Annotated in this window: 22 protein-coding genes; 13 read left to right on the top strand and 9 right to left on the bottom strand. The window is 64.0% G+C overall.

Features of this window, described 5'->3' with window-relative positions; genetic code table 11:
* Window positions 1-21 precede the first annotated feature (21 nt).
* The 3 genes from CK218_RS09290 (at window position 22) to CK218_RS09280 (ending at window position 2,111) form a co-directional block, all read left to right on the top strand.
* The gene (locus CK218_RS09290) at window positions 22-585 is read left to right on the top strand and encodes a peroxidase-related enzyme (protein ID WP_067001468.1); all 564 of its coding nucleotides are present in this window, start codon (window positions 22-24) and stop codon (window positions 583-585) included.
* 217 nt (window positions 586-802) lie between these two features.
* Window positions 803-1,126 carry a YciI family protein gene (locus tag CK218_RS09285; protein ID WP_067324996.1) on the top strand — a complete coding sequence of 108 codons (324 nt, stop codon included), beginning with the start codon at window positions 803-805 and terminating at the stop codon, window positions 1,124-1,126.
* Window positions 1,127-1,484: 358 nt separating this feature from the next.
* Window positions 1,485-2,111 (top strand): DUF1062 domain-containing protein, encoded by a 627-nt coding sequence (locus CK218_RS09280; protein ID WP_095827575.1) that lies wholly within the window; start codon window positions 1,485-1,487, stop codon window positions 2,109-2,111.
* Window positions 2,112-2,166: 55 nt separating this feature from the next.
* On the opposite strand, the gene typA is transcribed toward CK218_RS09280, so the two are convergent.
* The gene (gene typA / locus CK218_RS09275; RefSeq protein ID WP_067001463.1) at window positions 2,167-3,996 is read right to left on the bottom strand and encodes a translational GTPase TypA; all 1,830 of its coding nucleotides are present in this window, start codon (window positions 3,994-3,996) and stop codon (window positions 2,167-2,169) included.
* Between the two features lie 194 nt (window positions 3,997-4,190).
* Here typA and CK218_RS09270 point away from each other — a divergent pair, with 194 nt between their 5' ends.
* Complete coding sequence (locus CK218_RS09270; protein ID WP_245434953.1) at window positions 4,191-4,475, top strand: hypothetical protein; 285 nt, start codon at window positions 4,191-4,193, stop codon at window positions 4,473-4,475.
* A 97-nt stretch (window positions 4,476-4,572) separates the two neighbouring features.
* Here CK218_RS09270 and CK218_RS09265 read toward each other — a convergent pair whose 3' ends face one another.
* Both CK218_RS09265 and CK218_RS09260 read right to left on the bottom strand, forming a co-directional pair.
* The gene (locus CK218_RS09265) at window positions 4,573-6,147 is read right to left on the bottom strand and encodes an alkaline phosphatase (protein ID WP_095827486.1); all 1,575 of its coding nucleotides are present in this window, start codon (window positions 6,145-6,147) and stop codon (window positions 4,573-4,575) included.
* Window positions 6,148-6,283: 136 nt separating this feature from the next.
* Window positions 6,284-7,567: an MFS transporter gene (locus CK218_RS09260; RefSeq protein ID WP_095827485.1), complete on the bottom strand. Its 1,284-nt coding sequence runs from the start codon at window positions 7,565-7,567 to the stop codon at window positions 6,284-6,286.
* 78 nt (window positions 7,568-7,645) lie between these two features.
* On the opposite strand from CK218_RS09260, the gene CK218_RS09255 reads away from it, so the two are divergent.
* From CK218_RS09255 to CK218_RS09245, 3 genes are all read left to right on the top strand, one after another.
* Window positions 7,646-8,263, top strand: coding sequence for a TetR/AcrR family transcriptional regulator (locus CK218_RS09255; RefSeq protein ID WP_095827484.1), 618 nt, complete (start codon window positions 7,646-7,648; stop codon window positions 8,261-8,263).
* A gap of 96 nt (window positions 8,264-8,359) precedes the next feature.
* A complete protein-coding gene (locus tag CK218_RS09250) occupies window positions 8,360-8,770 on the top strand; it encodes a hypothetical protein (RefSeq protein WP_141245822.1) in 411 nt (136 codons plus the stop codon).
* A gap of 27 nt (window positions 8,771-8,797) precedes the next feature.
* Entirely contained in the window at window positions 8,798-9,388 is a 591-nt protein-coding gene (locus tag CK218_RS09245; protein ID WP_095827483.1) for a hypothetical protein, read from the top strand.
* Window positions 9,389-9,670: 282 nt separating this feature from the next.
* Here the strand turns inward: CK218_RS09245 and ppa are convergent, their stop codons facing one another.
* From ppa to CK218_RS09215, 5 genes are all read right to left on the bottom strand, one after another.
* Window positions 9,671-10,204: an inorganic diphosphatase gene (gene ppa / locus CK218_RS09240; protein ID WP_067001447.1), complete on the bottom strand. Its 534-nt coding sequence runs from the start codon at window positions 10,202-10,204 to the stop codon at window positions 9,671-9,673.
* A 215-nt stretch (window positions 10,205-10,419) separates the two neighbouring features.
* Window positions 10,420-10,926 (bottom strand): GNAT family N-acetyltransferase, encoded by a 507-nt coding sequence (locus CK218_RS09235; protein WP_067324917.1) that lies wholly within the window; start codon window positions 10,924-10,926, stop codon window positions 10,420-10,422.
* Between the two features lie 149 nt (window positions 10,927-11,075).
* Window positions 11,076-11,714 (bottom strand): TPM domain-containing protein, encoded by a 639-nt coding sequence (locus CK218_RS09230; protein ID WP_095782645.1) that lies wholly within the window; start codon window positions 11,712-11,714, stop codon window positions 11,076-11,078.
* Window positions 11,715-11,720: 6 nt separating this feature from the next.
* Window positions 11,721-12,593, bottom strand: a complete 873-nt coding sequence (locus tag CK218_RS09225) for a YgcG family protein (RefSeq protein WP_095782803.1) — start codon at window positions 12,591-12,593, stop codon at window positions 11,721-11,723.
* Between the two features lie 155 nt (window positions 12,594-12,748).
* Complete coding sequence (locus CK218_RS09215; protein WP_095779831.1) at window positions 12,749-13,393, bottom strand: LemA family protein; 645 nt, start codon at window positions 13,391-13,393, stop codon at window positions 12,749-12,751.
* A gap of 155 nt (window positions 13,394-13,548) precedes the next feature.
* Between CK218_RS09215 and CK218_RS09210 the strand changes: the two genes are divergently transcribed.
* The 6 genes from CK218_RS09210 (at window position 13,549) to CK218_RS09185 (ending at window position 18,796) form a co-directional block, all read left to right on the top strand.
* Window positions 13,549-13,800: a hypothetical protein gene (locus CK218_RS09210; RefSeq protein WP_067001435.1), complete on the top strand. Its 252-nt coding sequence runs from the start codon at window positions 13,549-13,551 to the stop codon at window positions 13,798-13,800.
* A 12-nt stretch (window positions 13,801-13,812) separates the two neighbouring features.
* Window positions 13,813-14,697 carry a pyridoxal kinase PdxY gene (pdxY, locus tag CK218_RS09205; protein ID WP_095827482.1) on the top strand — a complete coding sequence of 295 codons (885 nt, stop codon included), beginning with the start codon at window positions 13,813-13,815 and terminating at the stop codon, window positions 14,695-14,697.
* Window positions 14,694-15,461: a DUF429 domain-containing protein gene (locus tag CK218_RS09200; RefSeq protein WP_095827481.1), complete on the top strand. Its 768-nt coding sequence runs from the start codon at window positions 14,694-14,696 to the stop codon at window positions 15,459-15,461. The genes pdxY and CK218_RS09200 overlap by 4 nt, the downstream gene beginning before the upstream one ends.
* A gap of 129 nt (window positions 15,462-15,590) precedes the next feature.
* Window positions 15,591-16,232 carry a carbonic anhydrase gene (locus tag CK218_RS09195; protein WP_067001427.1) on the top strand — a complete coding sequence of 214 codons (642 nt, stop codon included), beginning with the start codon at window positions 15,591-15,593 and terminating at the stop codon, window positions 16,230-16,232.
* Between the two features lie 10 nt (window positions 16,233-16,242).
* Entirely contained in the window at window positions 16,243-16,659 is a 417-nt protein-coding gene (locus tag CK218_RS09190) for a hypothetical protein (RefSeq protein WP_067323116.1), read from the top strand.
* An 82-nt stretch (window positions 16,660-16,741) separates the two neighbouring features.
* Window positions 16,742-18,796, top strand: coding sequence for a M3 family metallopeptidase (locus CK218_RS09185; protein WP_095827573.1), 2,055 nt, complete (start codon window positions 16,742-16,744; stop codon window positions 18,794-18,796).
* A 157-nt stretch (window positions 18,797-18,953) separates the two neighbouring features.
* Here the strand turns inward: CK218_RS09185 and CK218_RS09175 are convergent, their stop codons facing one another.
* Window positions 18,954-20,429 carry a M81 family metallopeptidase gene (locus CK218_RS09175; RefSeq protein WP_095827479.1) on the bottom strand — a complete coding sequence of 492 codons (1,476 nt, stop codon included), beginning with the start codon at window positions 20,427-20,429 and terminating at the stop codon, window positions 18,954-18,956.
* Window positions 20,430-20,469 lie beyond the last annotated feature (40 nt).

The following is a 20,469-nucleotide window of genomic DNA, read 5'->3' as shown; positions in this document are numbered from 1 at the left end:
CACCCTGCGAGGAGAACGGATATGACCGACAGGATTACGGCGCTCGACCTGGCCCGGGCGGAGCTGAGCGAAGCGACGAAGGCTTATTTCGCCAAATGCGAGGAAAAGCTCGGCCTCGTGCCCAACGTGCTTCTGGCCTACGCCTTCGACGAGAAGAAGCTGCGCGCCTTCACCGACATGTACAACGAGCTGATGCTGGGCGAGTCCGGCCTGTCGAAGCTGGAGCGCGAGATGATCGCGGTCGCCGTTTCCTCGATCAACCAGTGCTACTACTGCCTGACCGCGCATGGCGCGGCGGTGCGCCAGCTTTCCGGTGAGCCCGCTCTTGGCGAGATGATGGTGATGAATTTCCGCGCCGCCGGCTTGCCCGAAAGGGAGACGGCGATGCTGGAATTCGCGGTCAAGCTGACGGAGGAGCCGGCCAAGATCGTCGAGGGGGACCGCGCCGCGTTGCGACAGGTGGGCTTCAGTGATCGCGACATCTGGGACATCGCCTCGACTGCCGCCTTCTTCAACATGTCGAACCGGGTGGCCGCTGCGGTCGACATGCGACCGAACCCCGAATACCACGCCATGGCAAGGTGAGGCTCACCGGCCTCACATTAGCAACGTCGAATTTCTCGTTGCCCGCCCCGCCGTTTGGGTCGATGATCAACGATTGCGGCTAGCCCGCATATCGATGATTGCGGCTAGCCCGCATTTCAACGATTGCGGCGTAGCCGCATATCGGATTGCGGTAGCCGCATACCGCCAGGCGGCGCTGCCGCATACCGGCTCGACGCTGCCGAAAAGGGAGGAGAACATGGCGAAATTTCTCTATGTCTATCACGGCTCCGGCAAGATGCCGACCGAGGAGGCCGAGCGCAAAGCTGCGATGGATGCCTGGACCGGCTGGTACGACAAGCTGGGTTCGGCCGTGATCGACGGCGGCAATCCTGTCGGCATGTCGAGAACGGTGCTGCCCGGCGGCGCGGTCGAGAACAATGGCGGCAGCAATCCAACCGCCGGCTACACGATCGTCGAAGCGAAGGATATCGACGATGCCGTCGCCAAGGCCAGGGATTGTCCGATCCTGATGAACCCGGCCTTCAGCGTCGAGGTCGCGCCGATCATCGAGATGATGTAGCGCCAAAGCGCCCGAAGGTCGTCACAGTGAAACACGGCGGGCGGCATACTCTTGCCCGCCCGCCGTCGCACGGCTAGAAGACCCGATCCTTTTCCGATTTCGAGTTTCACTTTGCCTCAGTAACCGCCGGTCTCGTCTACTCCCGAAAGCAGCGCAGGCGCGCTTTGGCGGCACCTGCATTCATTTCATGTGTTCTTCAGGCGGCGGCGCGAGACCGGTTTGGCATTGCTGAGCCGCCGTCGCGCAATCGCGCGGGCGCCTGATTTTCAACCGCTACAGCCTTTCGCCACACCGTGCCCGCATGGGCATCTCGGACATTGCCGCGCTGACGGACTTCCGACGGGAAGGGCCTATCGGCATGTCTCGAACTTTGCGCATTCGCTGGGCGATCTCGCCCGCAGTCGCGCCTCGACCTCTCATCAACTGCAATCGCTGCGGCGGCGTCAAACCTCACCAATGCAGCGGAAAGTTCCGCGTCAACGCCAACGGCAAGCGCATCGATGCCTGGCTGATCTATCGCTGCACCGACTGCGACAATTCCTGGAACCGCGCCATTTTTGAGCGATGCAACCGTCGCGACATCGCACCGGCGCTGCTGGCTGCACTCGAGCGCAACGATCCGACGCTGGTCCGACACTATGGCTTCGATGCCGTGGCGCTCAGAAATCGGGTCGGGCGGATCGAAGAATCTCCCGAAGTCACGGTGCGAAAGGAGCCGCTGGATGGCAGGCCGGAAGGCGCGACGGCGCTTTGGCTTGAGCTTCGGCTCGATGCCGCAACGCCCTTGCGGCTTGACCGCTTGCTCGCCGGCGAGCTCGGCATCTCCCGGTCGAGGCTGCAGGCCTGGGAGGCGCGGCGGTTGCTCGCCATCGAACCGTGCGGCGCCAAAGCCCTGCGCAGGCCGGTGCGCGACGGCATGGTGGTACGCGTCGACCTCTCCGGCGAGAGCGGCCGTGACGCTGTCGTTTCGGCCGCATGTGCATGAAGTGAAAAGAGAGGGAGCGCTGCTCCTCCCTTGAGTAACTGCCTGGGCTAAAACCCTACGCCGCGCCCATCACCTTGGCCGACTTCTCGAAGCGCTTGCGCTCGTTCGGGTCGAGATAGAGCTTCCTGAGCCGAATGGTCTTCGGCGTCACCTCGACCAGCTCGTCGTCCTGGATCCAGGCCAGCGCGCGTTCCAGCGTCATGCGGACCGGCGGCGTCAGCTTCACCGCCTCGTCCTTGCCGGCGGCGCGGATGTTGGTGAGCTTCTTGCCCTTCAGCACGTTCACTTCCAGGTCGTTGTCGCGGGAATGGATGCCGATGATCATGCCCTGGTAGACCTTGACGCCCGGATCGATGATCATCGGGCCGCGGTCCTCCAGGTTCCACATCGCATAGGCGACCGACTCACCCTGTTCGTTGGAGATCAGCACGCCATTGGTGCGGCCGGGCAGCTCGCCCTTGTACGGCTCGTAGGCATGAAACAGCCGGTTCATCACGGCGGTGCCGCGCGTGTCGGTCAACAGTTCCGACTGATAGCCGATCAGGCCGCGGGTCGGCGCGTGGAAGACAAGGCGCTGGCGGTTGCCGCCGGAGGGGCGCAGCTCGACCATCTCGGCCTTGCGTTCCGACATCTTCTGCACGACCACGCCGGCGTGCTCCTCGTCGACGTCGATGACGACTTCCTCGACCGGCTCCAGCAACTGGCCGTCATCGCCCTTCTGCATGACGACCCGCGGGCGCGACACGGCGATCTCGAAGCCTTCGCGGCGCATCGTCTCGATCAGCACGGCAAGCTGCAACTCGCCGCGACCGGAGACGAAGAAGGAATCCTTCTCCGGCGATTCCTCGATCTTGAGCGCCACATTGCCTTCGGCCTCGCGCAGCAGCCGGTCGCGGATGACGCGGCTGGTCACCTTGTCGCCCTCGGTGCCGGCAAGCGGACTGTCGTTGACGAGGAAGGACATGGTCACCGTCGGCGGGTCGATAGGCTGCGCATGCAACGGCTCGCTCACGCTCGGATCGCAGAAGGTGTCGGCGACGGTGCCCTTCGACAGGCCGGCGATGGCGACGATGTCGCCCGCCTGGGCTTCCTCGATCGGCTGGCGCTCGAGGCCACGGAAGGCGAGGATTTTCGAGATTCGTCCGGTCTCGATCTGCGTGCCGTCATGGTGCAGCACCTTGACCGCCTGGTTTGGCTTCAGCGAGCCCGACTCGATGCGGCCGGTGATGATGCGGCCGAGGAACGGATTGGCCTCGAGGATGGTGCCGATCATGCGGAACGGACCGGGATGCACCGTCGGCGCCGGCACATGCTTGACGACGAGATCGAACAGTGGCGCAAGGCCCTGGTCCTTCGGGCCTTCCGGATTTTCCGACACCCAGCCGTCGCGGCCCGAGCCGTAGAGGATCGGGAAGTCGAGCTGCTCGTCGGTCGCATCGAGCGCTGCGAACAGGTCGAACACCTCGTTGACCACCTCGATGTGACGAGCGTCCGGGCGGTCGATCTTGTTGATGACGACGATCGGCCGCAGACCTACCTTCAGCGCCTTGCCGACGACGAACTTGGTCTGCGGCATCGGCCCTTCGGCGGCGTCGACGAGCACGATCGCCGAATCCACCATCGACAGGATGCGCTCGACCTCGCCGCCGAAGTCGGCGTGTCCGGGCGTGTCGACGATGTTGATGCGGGTGCCCTTCCAGTCGACCGAGGTCGCTTTGGCCAGGATGGTGATGCCGCGTTCTTTTTCGAGGTCGTTGGAGTCCATGGCGCGCTCGGCGACGCGCTGGTTTTCGCGGAAGGCGCCGGACTGTTTCAGGAGTTGGTCGACGAGCGTGGTTTTCCCATGGTCGACATGCGCGATGATCGCGATATTGCGGAGGTTCATTGTCTGGTCTCGGGAGCGTTGCAGGCAGCAGGCCCGAAAGCGCCGCCTTTTTCGGTTGGGCGGCTCATACAAGGTTTTTCGCAATTGCGAAAGGGGAGGCCCCGCCCCAAATAAATGGTCACTGATTCTTAAACGTCTTGGTGTGAAATGATTCTGTTAACCAACGCGGAACCTTTGAGGGGCCGGGCAATTTCATGTTCATGACCGATCAGATGTCCAGATTGCGTCCGGTTTTCGCGTGGGCAGCGCTTGGCGTGCTTGTCGCGGCTGGCGCCGCGCAGTCGGCGGCTGCCCTGAGAGAAGCCGACCCCTCGCCCCCTGATGCCAAAACCGCGCAGCAGATGTTTGCCGACGCCCCGGACGGGGTCGACCCGATCGTCACCGGCCCGGTCAGCGCCGCCTTCAAGCAGCGCCAGAAGGCAGCCAACTGCGACACCGCCGTCTGGCCGAACATTCCCGCGACCTGCTATCCGGACTAATTGCGGACGGCTTTCTGACAACGGTAGCACTCCGGCACATGCCCCCGTGCCCTGCCGGACAGTCCGGCAGGAAATAGGGGGGTGCCTCGTCCCGACCCTAAGCCGACCGCACCGGATCGAGCGTGACCTTGTAGAGCTCGTTGTCGTCGCGATCCATCAGCCGCACCGTTAGTTGCTCGGTGGCGCCGGAAATGTCGACCAGGCCGAAGAACTGCAGGCCCGCTGATGGCGGCAGGTTCTGGCCCTGCTCGGCGCTCGGCGCCTTGATGAACTTCAGCTCGGGCCCGAAGGTCATGTCGAGATCGTTGGGACCGAAGGTGCCGGCGTGGATCGGGCCGGAGACGAATTCCCAGAACGGGTTGAAATCCTGGAACTGCGCCTTGTCCGGATTGTAGTAATGCGCCGCCGTATAGTGGACGTCGGCGGTCAGCCACACCGTGTTGGTGATGCCGGCGTTCTTGATGTAGCGCAGCAGGTCGGCGAATTCGAGCTCGCGGCCCTTCGGCGCGCCATTGTCGCCGTTGCTGACCGCCTCGGCGCCGGCCTTTTTGGCCGCGTCGTTCCAAACGACGAGGCCGAGCGGCATGTCGGCGGCGATGATCTTCCAGGTCGCCTTGGAATTCGCAAGCTCGCGCTTCAGCCACTGCGTCTGCTGCTCGCCGAGCATGCGCGACTTCGGCGTCAGCGTGTCCTCCATGTCGGGGCCGTTCGGGCCGCGATAGGAGCGCATGTCGAGGAAGAACACGTCGAGCAGCGGCCCGTGGGCGATCTTGCGATAGACGCGTCCCGGTTCCGAAGGTTCGTAGCGGATGGTCGTCATCTCGTGGAAGGCGCGCGCCGCGCGGGCCGCCAGCACATGGATGGATTTTTCCGTGTAGCGGTTGTCGGTCGTCAGGTCCTTCGAATCCGACCAGTTGTTCACCACCTCGTGGTCGTCCCACTGGTAGAAGGTCGGGCAGATGGCGCTAAGCGCGAGCACGTGCTTGTCCATCATGTTGTACTTCCACTGGTCGCGATACTCGTCCAGCGTTTCGGCAACCTTGCGCTTGCCGTCGATCATGACGACGTTCTTCCACTTGCCGCCGACGGGCAGGTCGACCTCGTCCTTCATGGCGCCGTCGGCATAGATCGTGTCGCCGGAATGGAGGAAGAAGTCAGGCGTATGCTTGGCGATGGTGGAGTAGGTCTTCATGCCGGTCTCGTCGATGCCCCAGCCCTGGCCGGCGGTGTCGCCCGACCACGCGAAGCGCACGTCGCGCTTCGACGCCGGCGCGGTGCGGAAACGGCCGACGATCGGCTCGGAGACGGCGTTGATGTCGGAAAGATCCGCGGCCGTCATCCGGTAGAAAATGTCCTGGTCGGCGGCGAGGTCGGTGAGCAGTCGCTTCACCGTATAGTCGCTGGCGGGCGAGGTATCCAGCGGCGCCAGCCTGACGGCGTCGGCGAAGCTTTCGGTGGTCGACACTTCGTACATCACGCGCGCCGGCCGGTCGGTGCGGGTCCAGATCACGCCGGAGGTGGCGTCGATATCGCCGGACTGGACGCCGTGGGTGAAGGCCGGGCGCTGATTGGCGCGCGAATAGTAAGGCAACGCGAGACCGGAGGCGCCGACTAGGCCAAAGGCGCTGGCCGAGGTGACGAAAGCGCGGCGGGTTAACGAGAGCTTGTTCATGGCTGTCTCCGGATGGCGTTGAACGGGACCGCAAACCTCCGGCCTCAATGTTTCAGGCGCATATCGGAACCATGAAATTTTGATAACAGGTCACAGCTCTCCCTTCTCCCCTTGCGGGAGAAGGGGAAGTCGCGCTTTAGGCCGCCTGCGGTTCCGGCTCAAAAGCCGGCTTGCTCGTGTTGATCAAGAGCGAAATACAGGCCGCGGCTATGCCGGTCATGCCGGCGATCAGGAAGGCAAGCTCGTAATTGCCCTGCAATTCGCGCATCGTGCCGCCGAAGGCCGCCGCCGCCGCGGCGCCCACCTGGTGGCCGGCGACGATCCAGCCGAACACGATCGGGCCGCTGCGGTCGCCGAAAGCTTCGTTGGCGAGCCTGAGCGTCGGCGGCACTGTGGCGATCCAGTCTAGTCCATAGAGCACGGCGAAGATGATCAGGCTGACCGCCGAGAAGCCGGAATAGGGCAGATAGATGAGCGACAGGCCGCGCACGGCGTAATAGACGCCAAGCAGCTTGCGCGGATCGAAACGATCGGTGAGCCAGCCGGACAGCGTCGTGCCGATCAGGTCGAAGATGCCCATCATCGACAATAGCCCGGCTGCCTGCACCTCGCCGATGCCCATGTCGCCGCAAAAGGCGATGAGGTGCGTGCCGACGAGGCCGTTTGTGGTGAAACCGCAGACAAAGAATGTGGCGAACAGGTACCAGAACACCCTGGTTCCCGCGGCACGGCGCAACGTGTTCAGCGTATGCGCCAGGAAATTGCCTTGCGCGGCCGGCGACACCGGCGGCACGTCGTCGGCATCGGCGCCATAACGCACCTGGCCGATGGAAGCCGGGCGCTCCGGCACCAGCAGAAAGACCAGCGGCACGAGAGCCGCCGTGGCAATGGCGATGGCAACGGCGACCGGCTTCCAACCTCCCGACTGAGCCAGCGAGGCGAGCAGCGGCAGGAACACCAGCAGGCCGGTCGCGCTGGAGGCGGACATCAGCCCCATCACCAGGCCGCGATTGGTCTTGAACCAGCGATTGACGATGGTGGCGCCGAGCACGGTCGCGACCGCGCCCGAGCCGATGCCCGAAAATATCCCCCATGTGATCAGCAGATGCCACGGCTTGGTCATCAGCAGGCTGAGCGCTGTGGAGCCCGACATGATCAGCAGCGCGGCAAGCAGTGTGCGGCGTAGCCCGATCCGCTCCATCAACGCCGCGGCAAATGGCCCGGTGAGGCCATAGAGGAAGATGCCGACCGCGGCGGCAAGCGAGACGACATCGCGCCGCCAGCCGAAGCTCTCTTCCAGCGGCAGCATCATGACCGCCGGCGCGGAACGGAGTCCGGCGGCGATCAGCAGGCAGAAGAAGATGACTGCGACGACGACGAAGGCGTAGCGCTGGCCAAAGGGACGGGAATGAGCTATCATGTTACTGACCGGTACGTTGCAATGGAGCGGCGCCACTCGTACGTACCGGTCAGTAACATTGTCAAGCGAGTTTGTTGAATGCCATCGGACAAAAAAATTGAAGCGTCGATCAGCGGAGCCGGCACGGCGCCGGCGCCGAAGGCTGCCGACAAGATCCTCGACGTGGCGCGCGACCTGTTCTATCGCGAAGGCATCAGGGCGATCGGCGTCGATGAGATCGTCAGGCGCGCCGGCGTCACCAAGCCCAGCCTGTACCGGACCTTCCCGTCCAAGGACGAACTCGCCGCTTCCTATCTGCGCAAGTACGACCTCGAATTCTGGCAGCGGTTCGACGAGGCCGTGGACGCGCATCCTGGCAATGCGCGCGCGCAGATCATCGCTTTCCTCACTCGCGTCGGCAAACGCACGCAGAGGCCGGACTATCGCGGCTGCGGCATGACCAATGCGGCGGTCGAATATCCCGAGCACGGCCATCCTGCGCGGGTGGTGAGCGAGAACAACAAGCAGGAATTGCGCCGGCGCCTGCGCGCCATGGCGGCCGCGATGGGTGCGAGTGATTCCGACACGCTGGGCGACGGGCTGCTGCTGCTGATAGAGGGCGCCTATATCAGCGGCCAATTGTTCGGCCTCGGCGGACCGGCGGCATCGGTCGCCCGTAACGCCGATCTCCTGATTGAAGCGAGCTTGAAGAAATAGACCTTGCGATCCGACCCAGCAGCAATCATACTGTATTGCTTGAGCTTTAAGCTATTGCGAACTGGCGGCTAAGATTTGAACATTGGTCGTATGCTCTTGGACGATCTGCAAAAGATGTTCCTGATCCACTATATGGGGCGGGGCAATCGAGGATTTATCGGCGAGCAAGAAAAGAAAGATATTGTCACGGTCCTGAACCTGAACGAATACACGGTCAAGGAAGCCGTGCTGCGCAGAGTGCTTTTCTTGCTGCTGATCTCGTCAGCGCTGAACTACTGTATCGAAAAGGCGCACGGCGCCGGCTCAGCGGCAAGCATCCTGACCGGGTCAATATGTACGATCGCTTTGGTGTTTTTATATCTGGATGCTTTTGTCCCCATTGTCCTGCTTGCCGTCTGGGTGTCACTGCTCGCGATCTGCTGGATGGACTATCAAGCGTTCCTGGCATCCGCTTTGTTTTCCACGTTGTACGCCTTGTATTTTTTTGCGAGGCTTAGAGCCAGATAACAAAATACTCACGGGAATGTAATCGCGATGCGTGCGCTTCTGGTCCCGCTTGCTTTCGCCGGTCTTAGCCAAGCGGCCCATGCGGGCGACATTTCCAGCGCCTATACCGACCTCGACTGGAAGAAGGACTGCGTGACCTACGCGCAATCGGAAGAAGGCGACGGCGACTGGGCGAGCCTCGCCTGCGCCGGCTATCGCGGCTATCCGGTGCTGATCGGCTACGACGACGCGCGCGAGTCCGTTTATTACGGCTTTCCCTCCGACGACATGACCGCCGTCTGGGAGAGTTTCTCCGGGCTCAACACCGCGGGCCGTAAGGTCGAGTGGCGCATCGAAACCAATGGCGACAAGGCGGTGCCCTTCGCCGCCATTCATCGTCGCGAGATCAGCAATCCCGAAAACGAAAACAAGCCGACCGAGGTGCTGGTCGTCGCCAAGGTCGCGCAGCCGGAGGAGCATGAGGGCTGCACAATCGGCCTCGTGCTCGCGACCGGCAATCCTCAGGCCAACGACCAGGCCCGCAAGCTCGCCGACGGAAAGGCGAAGGGTTTTGCTTGCGGCAAGGACAAGCGCGAGGTGATCGGCAACGTGCCGGACTTTGGGCGAGTAGATAACTAGAAATTAGAGGGTGTTCGACGAGTGCAAGACGGCGAAGGTTGCGCATTCGTCATCCTTGGGCGGAGCAAGGAGCGAAGCGACGCGGCGCAGACCCAAGGATCCATGCCGTTACATCAAGGCGTTGCCACGGTGCAGTAATTCCGTTCCGTAACGATCTTCGCGCGACCTCACGGCATGGATCCCAGGGTCTCCGCGACGGAGCTGCGCTCCTGCTTCGCCCTGGAATGACGACGTTGAGGGCTTCGCCCAAGCCGCATTGCCCAGGCGTTGGCTGCCGCTTACCTACTTGACCGCCTTCGCCCGTTCGATCGCCTCGACGATCATCTTCTTGGCATAGTTGGAATCGTGCCAGCCCTCGATCTTGACCCATTTGCCGGGCTCGAGATCCTTGTAGTGCTCGAAGAAGTGCTGCACCTGCTGGCGGGTGATTTCCGGCAGGTGCGTGTATTCGGTGACATTCTCGTAGCGCAGCGTCAGCTTCGGCGAGGGAACAGCGATCACCTTCTCGTCCTGACCGGCATTGTCTTCCATGATCAAGACGCCGATCGGCCGCACATTGATGACGCAGCCCGGCACGAGCGCGCGCGTGTTGCAGACGAGCACGTCGATCGGGTCGCCGTCTCCCGACAAAGTGTGCGGCACGAAGCCGTAGTTGCCGGGATAGCGCATCGAGGTGTGCAGGAAGCGGTCGACGAACAGCGTGCCGGCCTCCTTGTCCATCTCGTACTTGATCGGCTCGCCGCCGATCGGCACCTCTATGATGACGTTGATGTCCTCGGGCGGGTTCTTCCCCGTTGGTACGGCTTCGATGCGCATGCTCAAATCCCTCTCTCGATTTGTGAGATCGATAGCGGGCGGCGCTTCATGGTGCAATGCGGCGAATAGCACTGGACGCTAATGGAAGCGCACAGTTTGTGATGGATTGTAACCCAATGCATGCCGCCCAAGACTGCGCAGCGGTTTTGGGCGAACGATATGCATCAAACGAAGACTTGAAGCACGTCACCGCTACGCGCTTTAAGTGGCGGCCATCATTCCCAGACGAAGGCAACCTTCTTCAGCGCCTTCTGCTCGAAGACCTCGACGCCTTCGGCGACGTCGCGGCCGCCATTGCCGGCATAGAAGGCCAGCGCGTTGTAATTGTCCTCCAGCGCCCACACCACCAGGCCTCTGAGCCCGTGGTCGGCAAGGCGCGTCCGCGCCGCCTTGAACAGCCTGCTGCCGAGGCCGATGCCCTGATATTCCGGACGCAGGTAAAGCTCGTAGATCTCGCCTTGCTGCCTGAGCTCGCGGGCGCGGTTCCTGCCGATCGTGGCATAGCCGGCGATCGTGCCCCCGATCTCGACCACCAGCACGGTAGCTGCCTTGCGAATTGCGTTCGCCCACCAATCGGGGCCGCGGCGATTGATCATGGCCGTCAGCGTGCGATGCGGGATGATGCCGGAATAGGCGCCGCGCCATGCCTCCTGGTGCACGTCCGCGATAGCCATTGCATCGCGAGGGTCGGCTTTCCGGATGTCGATCGTCAGCGTGTTCATGATTTGTTAATCATAAACCCGCTTGGCCCGACTGCAAAGAGTCCGCGCTGTCGCGCCCGCGCTTTCTCACAAACGAGCATGGCGGCATCGGAGGCGCCGAAAACCAGCCCTCACCTGGCCCCGGCAGAGCAGATTTTCAGCCAGTTCCGTCAGATCTCGACGAGATGGTCATCCAATTCATTGGTGTCGCCGGCGGTAACCGGGAAATGCTCGGCCAGTACCGCGCCGACCGATTCGATCGCCTTGGCGAAACCGTCGGCGAGTCGGTCGTCGCCCGCGTGCTGTGTCAGGTCCCGCACCACGCCATCCCAGACATGCTGGCCGACCTTAGCATCGATGCCGCTGTCGGCAACGACCTCGGCATAGCGCTCGGCGATGGAGACGAAGATCAGCACGCCCGTCCTCGCCTGGGTGCGGTGGACGTTGCGGGCGAGAAATTGCTTCATCGCATTGGCATGCGCCGCCTGGTAGCGCAGCCGTTTCGGCACGAGGTGAATGCGCAAGCCGGGCAGCGCCCAGAGGAGCGCGAGCATGCAGCCAAACGCCAGAAGCTGAGCAAGCACGAAATGCGGCAAACGGATGGTCAGCCACAAGGCTTCCAGCCCGTAGGCCACTGCGAGGCTGACGACAATCGTGGCGAGCGCCGCCGCGAACGCGGCCGGGAAGAAATAGCCGTCGCTGGACCCCGCCACGACGCAGTATATCTCGCCGTCGGTCCTTGCTTCCGCGGCACGGATGGCACCGGCGATGCGGTCATGGTCCTCGGGGCTGATCGGTCGCGTTGCCATGGTTTCTCACCAGCTTCCAGAGGAGCCGCCGCCGCCCGACGAACCGCCGCCGCCGGAAAACCCGCCACCGCCGCCACCGGAGGACCAGCCTCCACCGCCCGACGACCAGCCTCCGCCACCGGACGACCATCCGCCGGAGGATCGCCGGCTGGGCTTGAAGGTCATGCCGAGCCAGCGGTAGCGGCCGGGCCCGATCTTCTGGCCGAAGATCGGCGGCAGCACCGTCAGCGCGATGCCGCCGAAGAAGATCAGCGCCCATATGGTGATGAAGATGGCGAAGAACAGGTCGTCGGAGTTGAACGGCGCCTGCTCGTTGCGCTTGCCGCGCGCCTCCAGCTCCTCCGGATTGCCCTCCAGCACCATGATGATGTCGTCGACGGCCTTGCTGATGCCGCCGGAGAAGTCCCCGGCGCGGAAGGCCGGCACCATGTCGTTTTCGATGATCAGCTTGGTGTGCAGGTCGGTCAGCGTGCCTTCCAGCCCGTAGCCGACCTCGATGCGCATCTTGCGATCGTTCGGCGCAACCAGGAGAAGAACACCATTGTTCTCTTTGGCCTGGCCAAGCTTCCAGAAGCGGAACAGCCGGTTGGCGTAGGGCTCGATCTCCTCGCCGCCGAGACTGGAGATTGTCGCGACGACGATCTGGTCGGAGCCTTTTGTCTCGAAATCGGCCAGCTTCTGCGTCAGCGCCGCGCGCGTGCCGGCATCGATAATGCCGGCATTGTCGACCACACGGCCGGTGAGCGGGGGCAGGTCGGCGGCAAGGGCGGCGATGGGGAAGAGGAGGCAGAAAAGAACGCCAAGGAAGCTGAGGTAAGCGTTCCTTCGCGCCCCCCTCTGTCCTGCCGGACATCTCCCCCACTTGGGGGGAGATTGGATATCGCGTCCACCCTCGCCACTCTCCAACGTTGGAAGCGGAGACACAGCGGTCGAGCTGCCAATCTCCCCCCTTGCGGGGGAGATGTCCGGCAGGACAGAGGGGGGCGCGAAGGAACGCAAGGCCTGCAAGCTCGATTAAATTTCAGTCGCGCCGCTCACCCGCCCTGCTTGGTGCTCGTGCCGAAATCCACTTTCGGCACCTGCATCTTGTCTTCCTCGACGGTGAAGTTCGCAAACGGCTCATTGCCGCGGAACCAGAATGTCGCCCACAGCACCGACGGGAAGGTCCTCAGCGTCAGATTGTACTCCCTGACCGCCTGGATGTAGTCGCGACGCGCCACCGCGATGCGGTTCTCGGTGCCCTCGAGCTGCGCCTGCAGCGCGAGGAAATTCTGGTTGGCCTTGAGGTCGGGATAGTTTTCCGAGACCGCGATCAACCGCGACAGGGCGCCCGTCAGCCCGGCCTGGGCATCCTGGAATCTTTTGAGGGCTTCCGGATCCTTCAGCGTCTCCGGCGTCACCGTGATCTGCGTCGCCTTGGCGCGCGCCTGGACCACCGCGTCGAGCGTGTCCTTCTCGTGCGAGGCGTAGCCCTTCACCGTCTCGACCAGGTTGGGGATCAGGTCGGCGCGGCGCTGATACTGATTGAGCACCTCGCTCCAGGCTGCCCTGGCATTCTCCTCCGCCGTCGGGATGGTGTTGTAGCCGCAGCCGGCAAGCAGCGGCAGCACGAAGGCCATCATCAGCAAGGCCGGCAAATTGCGGAAAGCGGAGGGTAGAAGAAGGCGCTCGGCGAACATGATTGGTCCCCTCGACAGAAGTTGTGATGCGAAGCATTACCACAATCCGTGCGCAAGAAAATGACCCGGTCGTGGCAGCGCTCTGATCTTGGCCGCTCGCCCCTGTGAATACGCGACCGAACAGGCTAAGCTCCGGGCCGGAAAGGACATTTGCCATGGCCGAGCGCCGGGACGACGAGAATGAATCGCGCCGCATACTCGAGCGCGTGGCGCGCGAAACGACGCCGGGCGGCGCTTCCTTCGTCGCCCGCACCGCGAAGGACGCACGCGACCACGTGACCGCGGCCGATGCCGACCGCTCCGATCCGATCGAAGTTTGGGGCACCCGCATTGGCCGAACGCTCGGCCTCATCATCGCCATTGGGCTGTTGGTCTGGCTGGTGTATGCCGCCACGCAGGGTGGCTAGGAACCGAATTTCATGAATGCTGATAAAACCGACGCGCCGCGCGCGGTCATCGTCATCTCCAGCCATGTCGCCCGCGGCTCGGTCGGCAACCGCGCCGCGGTCTTCGCGCTGGAGACGCTGGGTTTCCCGGTTTGGGCGGTGCCGACCGTGATCCTGCCCTGGCACCCAGGCCACAGCCGCGCCACCCGCATCGTGCCGCCGCTCGATCAGTTCAAGGCGCTGATGGCCGACCTCGAGCGCGCGCCGTGGCTGGGCGAGGTGAGCGCGGTGCTCTCGGGCTATCTCGGTGAGGCCGGCCAGGCGGAGGCCGTCGCTTCGCTGGTTGCGGCCGTCAAGGCGAGGACGCCGGATGCCCTTTATGTCTGCGACCCGGTGATGGGCGATTCGGGCGGCCTTTATGTGCCGGAGCCGACGGCCGTCGCGCTGCGCGACAGGCTGATGCCGATAGCCGACATCGCCACGCCCAACCGCTACGAGCTCGAATGGATGGCCGGCGCGCCGCTGCCCGACATCAAGTCGGTGACGGCGGCCGCCCTGCACGCCGGTCCCTCCACCATGCTGGTCACCTCGGCACCCTCGATGATGGCGGGCGGCACCGGTAACTTCCTCCTCGACGACCGACAGGCGCTGCTTGCCGAGCACCGCCTGATCGAGAAGCCGCCGAACGGGTTGGGCGACCTGACGGCCGCCGTCTATCTCGCCCGCATCCTTTCCGGCCAGCCGGCGGCGAAGGCGCTGCAGTCGACCACGGCCGCCGTCTACGAGATCCTGGCGCGCACGGCGAAACGCGGCGGCGACGAGCTGCAGCTCGAGACGGACGCGCAGAGCCTGTCGCATCCGATGGCGATGGTGCAGCTTCGCCATCTCCTTCACCCCGGGCGGGACAAGCGGGCGTGACGCCAGGCGGCGGCGTGCTGGCCGGCGTCGACGGCTGCAAGGCCGGCTGGATCGCCGTCCATCGCGAGCCTGGCGCGCCGCCATCGGCGTCGGTCTTCGCGACTTTCGAGGCTCTGCTACACGCCCTGCCCGAAGCCACGATCGCCGTCGACATGCCGATCGGCCTGCCGGATTTTTCCAGCCGCGGCGGTCGCGGGCCGGAGGCGCTGGTGCGGCCGCTGCTCGGAGCACGGCAGTCGAGCGTCTTTGCCATACCATCGCGCGCAGCGCTCTACGCCGATACCGGCAACTTCACCACGGTCGAAGCCTGGTATGCCGCGCACCGGCGGGCGAGCGAGGTGGCGATGACGACTTCCAATCCGCCGCGCGGCGTTTCCATCCAGGCCTTCGGCATTTTTTCGAAGATTCGCGAGATCGACCAGCTGTTGATCGCGCGACCGGATTTGCGCGGCCGCATCTTCGAATCGCACCCGGAAGTCGCCTTCTGCCGGCTGAACGGCGGCACCGCGATGATCCTGCCCAAGAAGATCAAGGGCACTATCAACCCGGCCGGCATGGAGGAGCGCAAGGCGCTGCTTTGCCGGCAAGGCTACGACAAGACCTTCCTCGACCAGGCGCCGCCGAAGGGTGCCGCCAGCGACGACTTCCTCGACGCGGCCGCCATGATGTTGATCGCCGGCCGCATCGCCAGCGGCGAGGCGCGGCCCTCGCCCGATCCGCCGCTGACCGACCGCTTCGGCATTCAGGTCGCCATCTGGGCATGACCGGTCGGAGCGGCCGGCATGCGTTTGCGACGCCGCCATCCGCAATTCGGCATTGCCCGCGACCGGCTTTTGCCGCTAGAGGCTTTTTCGATCGCAACGAGCTGCCGCCCCAAACCCGGAAAGGCGCCCATGCCCCATCTCCCCGAACATCTGCTGACCGGCTATCGCAACTTCATGAGCGGCCGCTATCCCGCCGAAAGCGACCGCTACCGCTCGCTGGCGCGCGAGGGCCAGGCGCCCGAGACCATGATCGTCGCCTGCTGCGATTCCCGCTCGGCCCCCGAAGCGATCTTCGATGCCGGGCCGGGCGAGCTCTTCGTGCTGCGCAATGTCGGCAATCTCGTGCCGCCCTATGAGCCGGACGGCGAGTTCCACTCGACCTCTGCTGCGCTCGAGTTCGCCGTGCAGAGCCTGAAGGTGAAGAACATCGTGGTGATGGGCCATGGCCGCTGCGGCGGCATCCGCGCCGCGCTCGATACCAATTTTGCGCCGCTGTCGCCTGGCGATTTCATCGGCAAATGGATGAGCCTGATCGCGCCGGCTGCCGAGACCGTCTCGTCCAGCACCTTCATGACGGCGACCGAGCGGCAGACGGCGCTGGAGCGCATCTCGATCCGCTATTCGATCGCCAATCTCAGGACATTCCCTTGCGTTTCGATCCTCGAGGGCAAGGGCAAGCTTACCCTGCACGGCGCCTGGTTCGACATCTCGACCGGCGAGCTCTGGGTGATGAACAAGGAGACCGGCGATTTCGAGCGGCCGGAGCTTTGATGGAGGGCTGATGGAGCGGATCTGGTGTAGGTTTCTCCTTGCGGCAGCGCTGCTGCTGTCCGCGACGATCAGCGCCAGCGCCGATGACAGCGCCGTCATCGATCGTTGGTATTCGGCACTCCTGGTCGCCGACCGCACCGAACTGTCCGAATTGCTTTCTGAAGAGGTGCACATGAAGCTCGACGATGTCGGCGTCGTCCAGGACAAGCAGGAATTCCTCGCGTCGATCGACGAATGGCAAGGCGCGGTTGCCGGCGCCGCCATTCGCCATCGCATCGAGAAGAGCGAAAAGGGCGAGACCACGGTGCTCGCCTGCTACGATTTCCCCGAGAACGACACGCTGATGCGCGAGACCTTCACCGTCGTCGGCGGCCGCATCACCGCCAGCACCCAGACGGCGGTCGCGCAGGACTGCAGCGCCTACTGATCCTGTTGTTGCGCGGTGCCGAGCACCGCCCTACATCGGGATAACCCGCCTGCATTCAGCCCCACCAAAAGCGCCTATGGATTTGCCCATGTCAAAGACCGTCGACCTCGCCGCCCATCCGCTGACGCTTTGGCAAGGCCCGCTCGGCCTGCCCGATTTCACCCGCATCGGCGACAATGATTTCGGGCCGGTCTTCGACGCGGCGCTGGCAGCGCACCAGGCTGAGATCGACGCGATCGCCGGCAACAGCGAGGCGGCAACGATCGAAAACACGCTGGCTGCACTTGAGCTCGCCGGCGAGCCGCTCGACCATGTCTCGTCGATCTTCTGGTGTCGTGCCGGCGCCCACACCAACGACACCATCCAGCAGCTGGAGCGCGAGATTTCGCCCAAGATGTCGCGGCACTTCTCCGCGATCTCGATGAACGAGAAGCTGTTTGCCCGCATCGACGACCTCTACCAGCGCCGCGACAGGCTGAGCCTCGATCCCGAGACGTTGCGTGTGCTGGAAAAGACCTGGAAAGGCTTCGTCCGCTCCGGTGCGAAGCTCGATGCGGACGGCAAGAAGCGGCTGGCGGCAATCAACGAGGAACTCTCCTCGCACGGCACCAAATTCGGCCAGAATGTGCTGGCCGACGAACGCGACTGGGCGCTGTTCCTCGACGAGGCTGATCTCGTCGGCCTGCCGGATTTCTTGAAGAGCTCGATGGCCGAGGCGGCCGAGATGCGTGGCCAGAAAGGTCGCTATGCGGTGACGCTGTCGCGCTCGATCTACGAGCCGTTCTCGACCTTCTCGGAGCGCCGCGACCTGCGCGAGATCGCCTTCCGCGCCTTCATCATGCGCGGCCAGAATGGCGGCGCCAGCGACAACACCGATGTGGTGCGCGACATGCTGAAGCTGCGCGCCGAGAAGGCGAGGCTGCTCGGCTATGAGTCTTTCGCGGCGCTTAAGCTCGACGACACGATGGCGAAGACGCCGAAGGCGGTGCACAACCTGCTCGATCCGGTCTGGGAAAAGGCGCTGGAAAAGGCGGCCGCCGATCAGAAGCAGCTGGAGCGGCTGGCCACCGAAGCCGGCAGCAACGAAAAATTCGCGGCATGGGACTGGCGCTTCTACCAGGAGAAGCTGCGCGCCGAGAAATTCGCCTTCGACGAGGCCGAGCTGAAGCCCTACCTGCAGCTCGAGCGCGTCATCGACGCCTGCTTCGACGTCGCGACCAAGCTGTTCGGCATCAGCTTCGAAGAGAAGAAGGGCATTGCCGCCTGGCATCCCGACGCGCGCGTCTTCGTGGTCAAGAACGCGGACGGCAGCGAGCGCGGCCTGTTTCTGGCGGATTACTTCGCGCGACCCTCGAAACGCTCCGGCGCCTGGATGAGCGCGCTGAAATCCGGCTACAAACTTGGGAAAGGCGCGAAGCCCGTCATCTACAACATCATGAACTTCGCCAAGCCGCCCGCCGGCGAGCAGGCCCTTCTCTCCGTCGACGAAGCAAAGACCCTGTTTCACGAATTCGGCCATGCGCTACATGGCATGCTGACCGACGTCACCTGGCCGTCGGTCTCCGGCACCTCGGTCAGCCGCGACTTCGTCGAACTGCCCTCGCAGCTCTATGAGCATTGGCTGACGGTGCCGGCGGTGCTGGAAAAGCATGCGCTGCACGTCAAGACCGGCAAGCCGATGCCGAAGGACCTGCTCGACAAGATGCTCGCCGCCCGCACCTTCGGCGCCGGCTTCGCCACGGTCGAGTTCACCGCCTCGGCGCTGATCGACATGGCTTATCACGCAAGGCCGGACGCGCCGGCCGAGCCGCTTCCGTTCGAGGCTGAAACGCTGGAAAAGCTGCATATGCCCGACACCATCGCCATGCGTCATCGCACCCCGCATTTCGGTCATATCTTCGCCGGCGAGGGCTATTCAGCCGGCTACTATTCCTACATGTGGTCGGAGGTGCTGGACGCCGACGCCTTTTCCGCCTTCGAGGAAACAGGCGATCCCTTCAACCCGGAACTGGCCGAGCGGCTGAGGAAGAACATCTACGCCGCCGGCGGCTCCAAGGACCCGGAAGAGCTTTACACGGCCTTCCGTGGGAAAATGCCTTCGCCCGAGGCGATGATGGTGAAAAGAGGGTTGGTGTAGCGCCAGCAAATCTCCCCCCTTGAGGGGGAGATGTCGCCGAAGGCGACAGACGGGGTCACCTCGACCGCAGCGACGCCTCCAGAAGGCAAAAAGGTCGGCGCTTCACGCGAGGCGCCCCCCTCTGCCCTGCCGGGCATCTCCCCCTCAAGGGGGGAGATCATCGGCGCCACGGATCCTTCACCCTCGGCCATATCGGTCTCTTCAGCTTCCTGTAATTCGTCACCGCCGGATTGCTGGGATAAGAACTCGGCGCCGCGACATAGATGACCTCGGCGGCGATCGGCGCGAAGCCGGCGTAGAAATGATTGGTCGACTTGATCAGCAGCATGTCCTTCGAGATCGGATCGACGCCGATATTGGAAAAGATGTCCGGCTCGAAGGTCTGCGTGCGGTTGGTGTTGAGGATGACGTCGACCTCGGTGCCCTCGATGCGAACCACCGCAGCCGGCCCAAGCGTCACCCGGCTCGGCCCGAAGCTTTGCCAGCTCTCGCTGACGGCCTTGAGCACCGTGACGCGCGCGTCGATCGGCTCGCCGGCCTGAGGCCCGGCCTTACCGCCGAAGCGCAGGTCGATGACGGCGCCCTCGCCGGCTGCCTGGCAGAAGGTCACCGCGATCGGATCCCAGATCGTGGCGACGCCGACACTGTCGATCCCGCGCGCCAGCAATTCGGAAAGCACGATGGTGCCGTCGCCCGGCACGCCGCCGCCCGGATTGTCCCAGATATCGGCGATCACCACCGGCTTGTCCTTCTGTGCCGCACGCACGGCAAGCGCCCGCTCGATGCCGGCGGAGGCGGAGAGCATCGTCATCGCCGTCTTTTCGCGCAGCGCATAGAGCTCGCGTCCCAGCACCTCGGCGAGTTGGTCGCCTTTTTCCTTGTCGTTGTCGGTGATTACGAGGATGCGCGTGCCCATCTCCGGCACGTCGGCGGCCATGAAACCGTGGATGACCGAGACCGACAGCACGCCGTCCTTGCCGTGCAGCGCTTTGATCTTGTCGATGAACGAGCGCATCGGCTCGCGGCTGGTCGGCAGCACCTGGATCATGCGGCAGTCGAAGGTCGAGATCACCGGCTTGATTTCGCCCCGCGCCGCGGCAAGGCCGAGCTCGATCACATGCTCGCCGCGCTCGTAGAAATCGGTGTGCGGGAATTCGAGGAAATAGGCCATGATGTCGGAGGCCGCGACGCGCTTGGGCGTCAGATGGCTGTGCGGATCGAATTCCGAGGCGATCACCACCTTCGGCCCGACGATTGCGCGCACACGCTCCAGCAGGTCGCCCTCGCAGTCGTCATAACCCTGCGCCACCATCGCGCCGTGCAGGCCGAGGATCACCGCATCGACCGGCAGGGCGGCATTGAGCTGGTCGAGGATCTCGTCGCGCAGCGCCTCAAAAGTCTGCCGCTGCACCAGCCCGCCGGGCTCCGCCCAGGTGGCGGTGCCTTCGATGACGGTCAGGCCTTCGCTGGCCGCACGCCGGCGCAGCGCCACGATCGGCGAGGAGCACAGCGTCGGCGTCTCCGGATGTTTTCCCGGGCCGGCATAGAAGGCCATCTCGAACGAGGCCCGGTCGGTCGGCACCGGCGAGAAGGTGTTGGTTTCCGTCGCCAGGGAGGCGGTGAAGATGCGCATCAAAACTCCGTGGACTATTTGTTTTTGGCAATTCCGGACG

Source organism: Mesorhizobium sp. WSM3879 (assembly GCF_002294915.1).
In the GTDB taxonomy this organism is placed as follows: domain Bacteria; phylum Pseudomonadota; class Alphaproteobacteria; order Rhizobiales; family Rhizobiaceae; genus Mesorhizobium.
The sequence above is the reverse complement of the archived record's forward strand: the minus strand, read 5'-3'. Positions and strand labels throughout refer to the sequence as shown.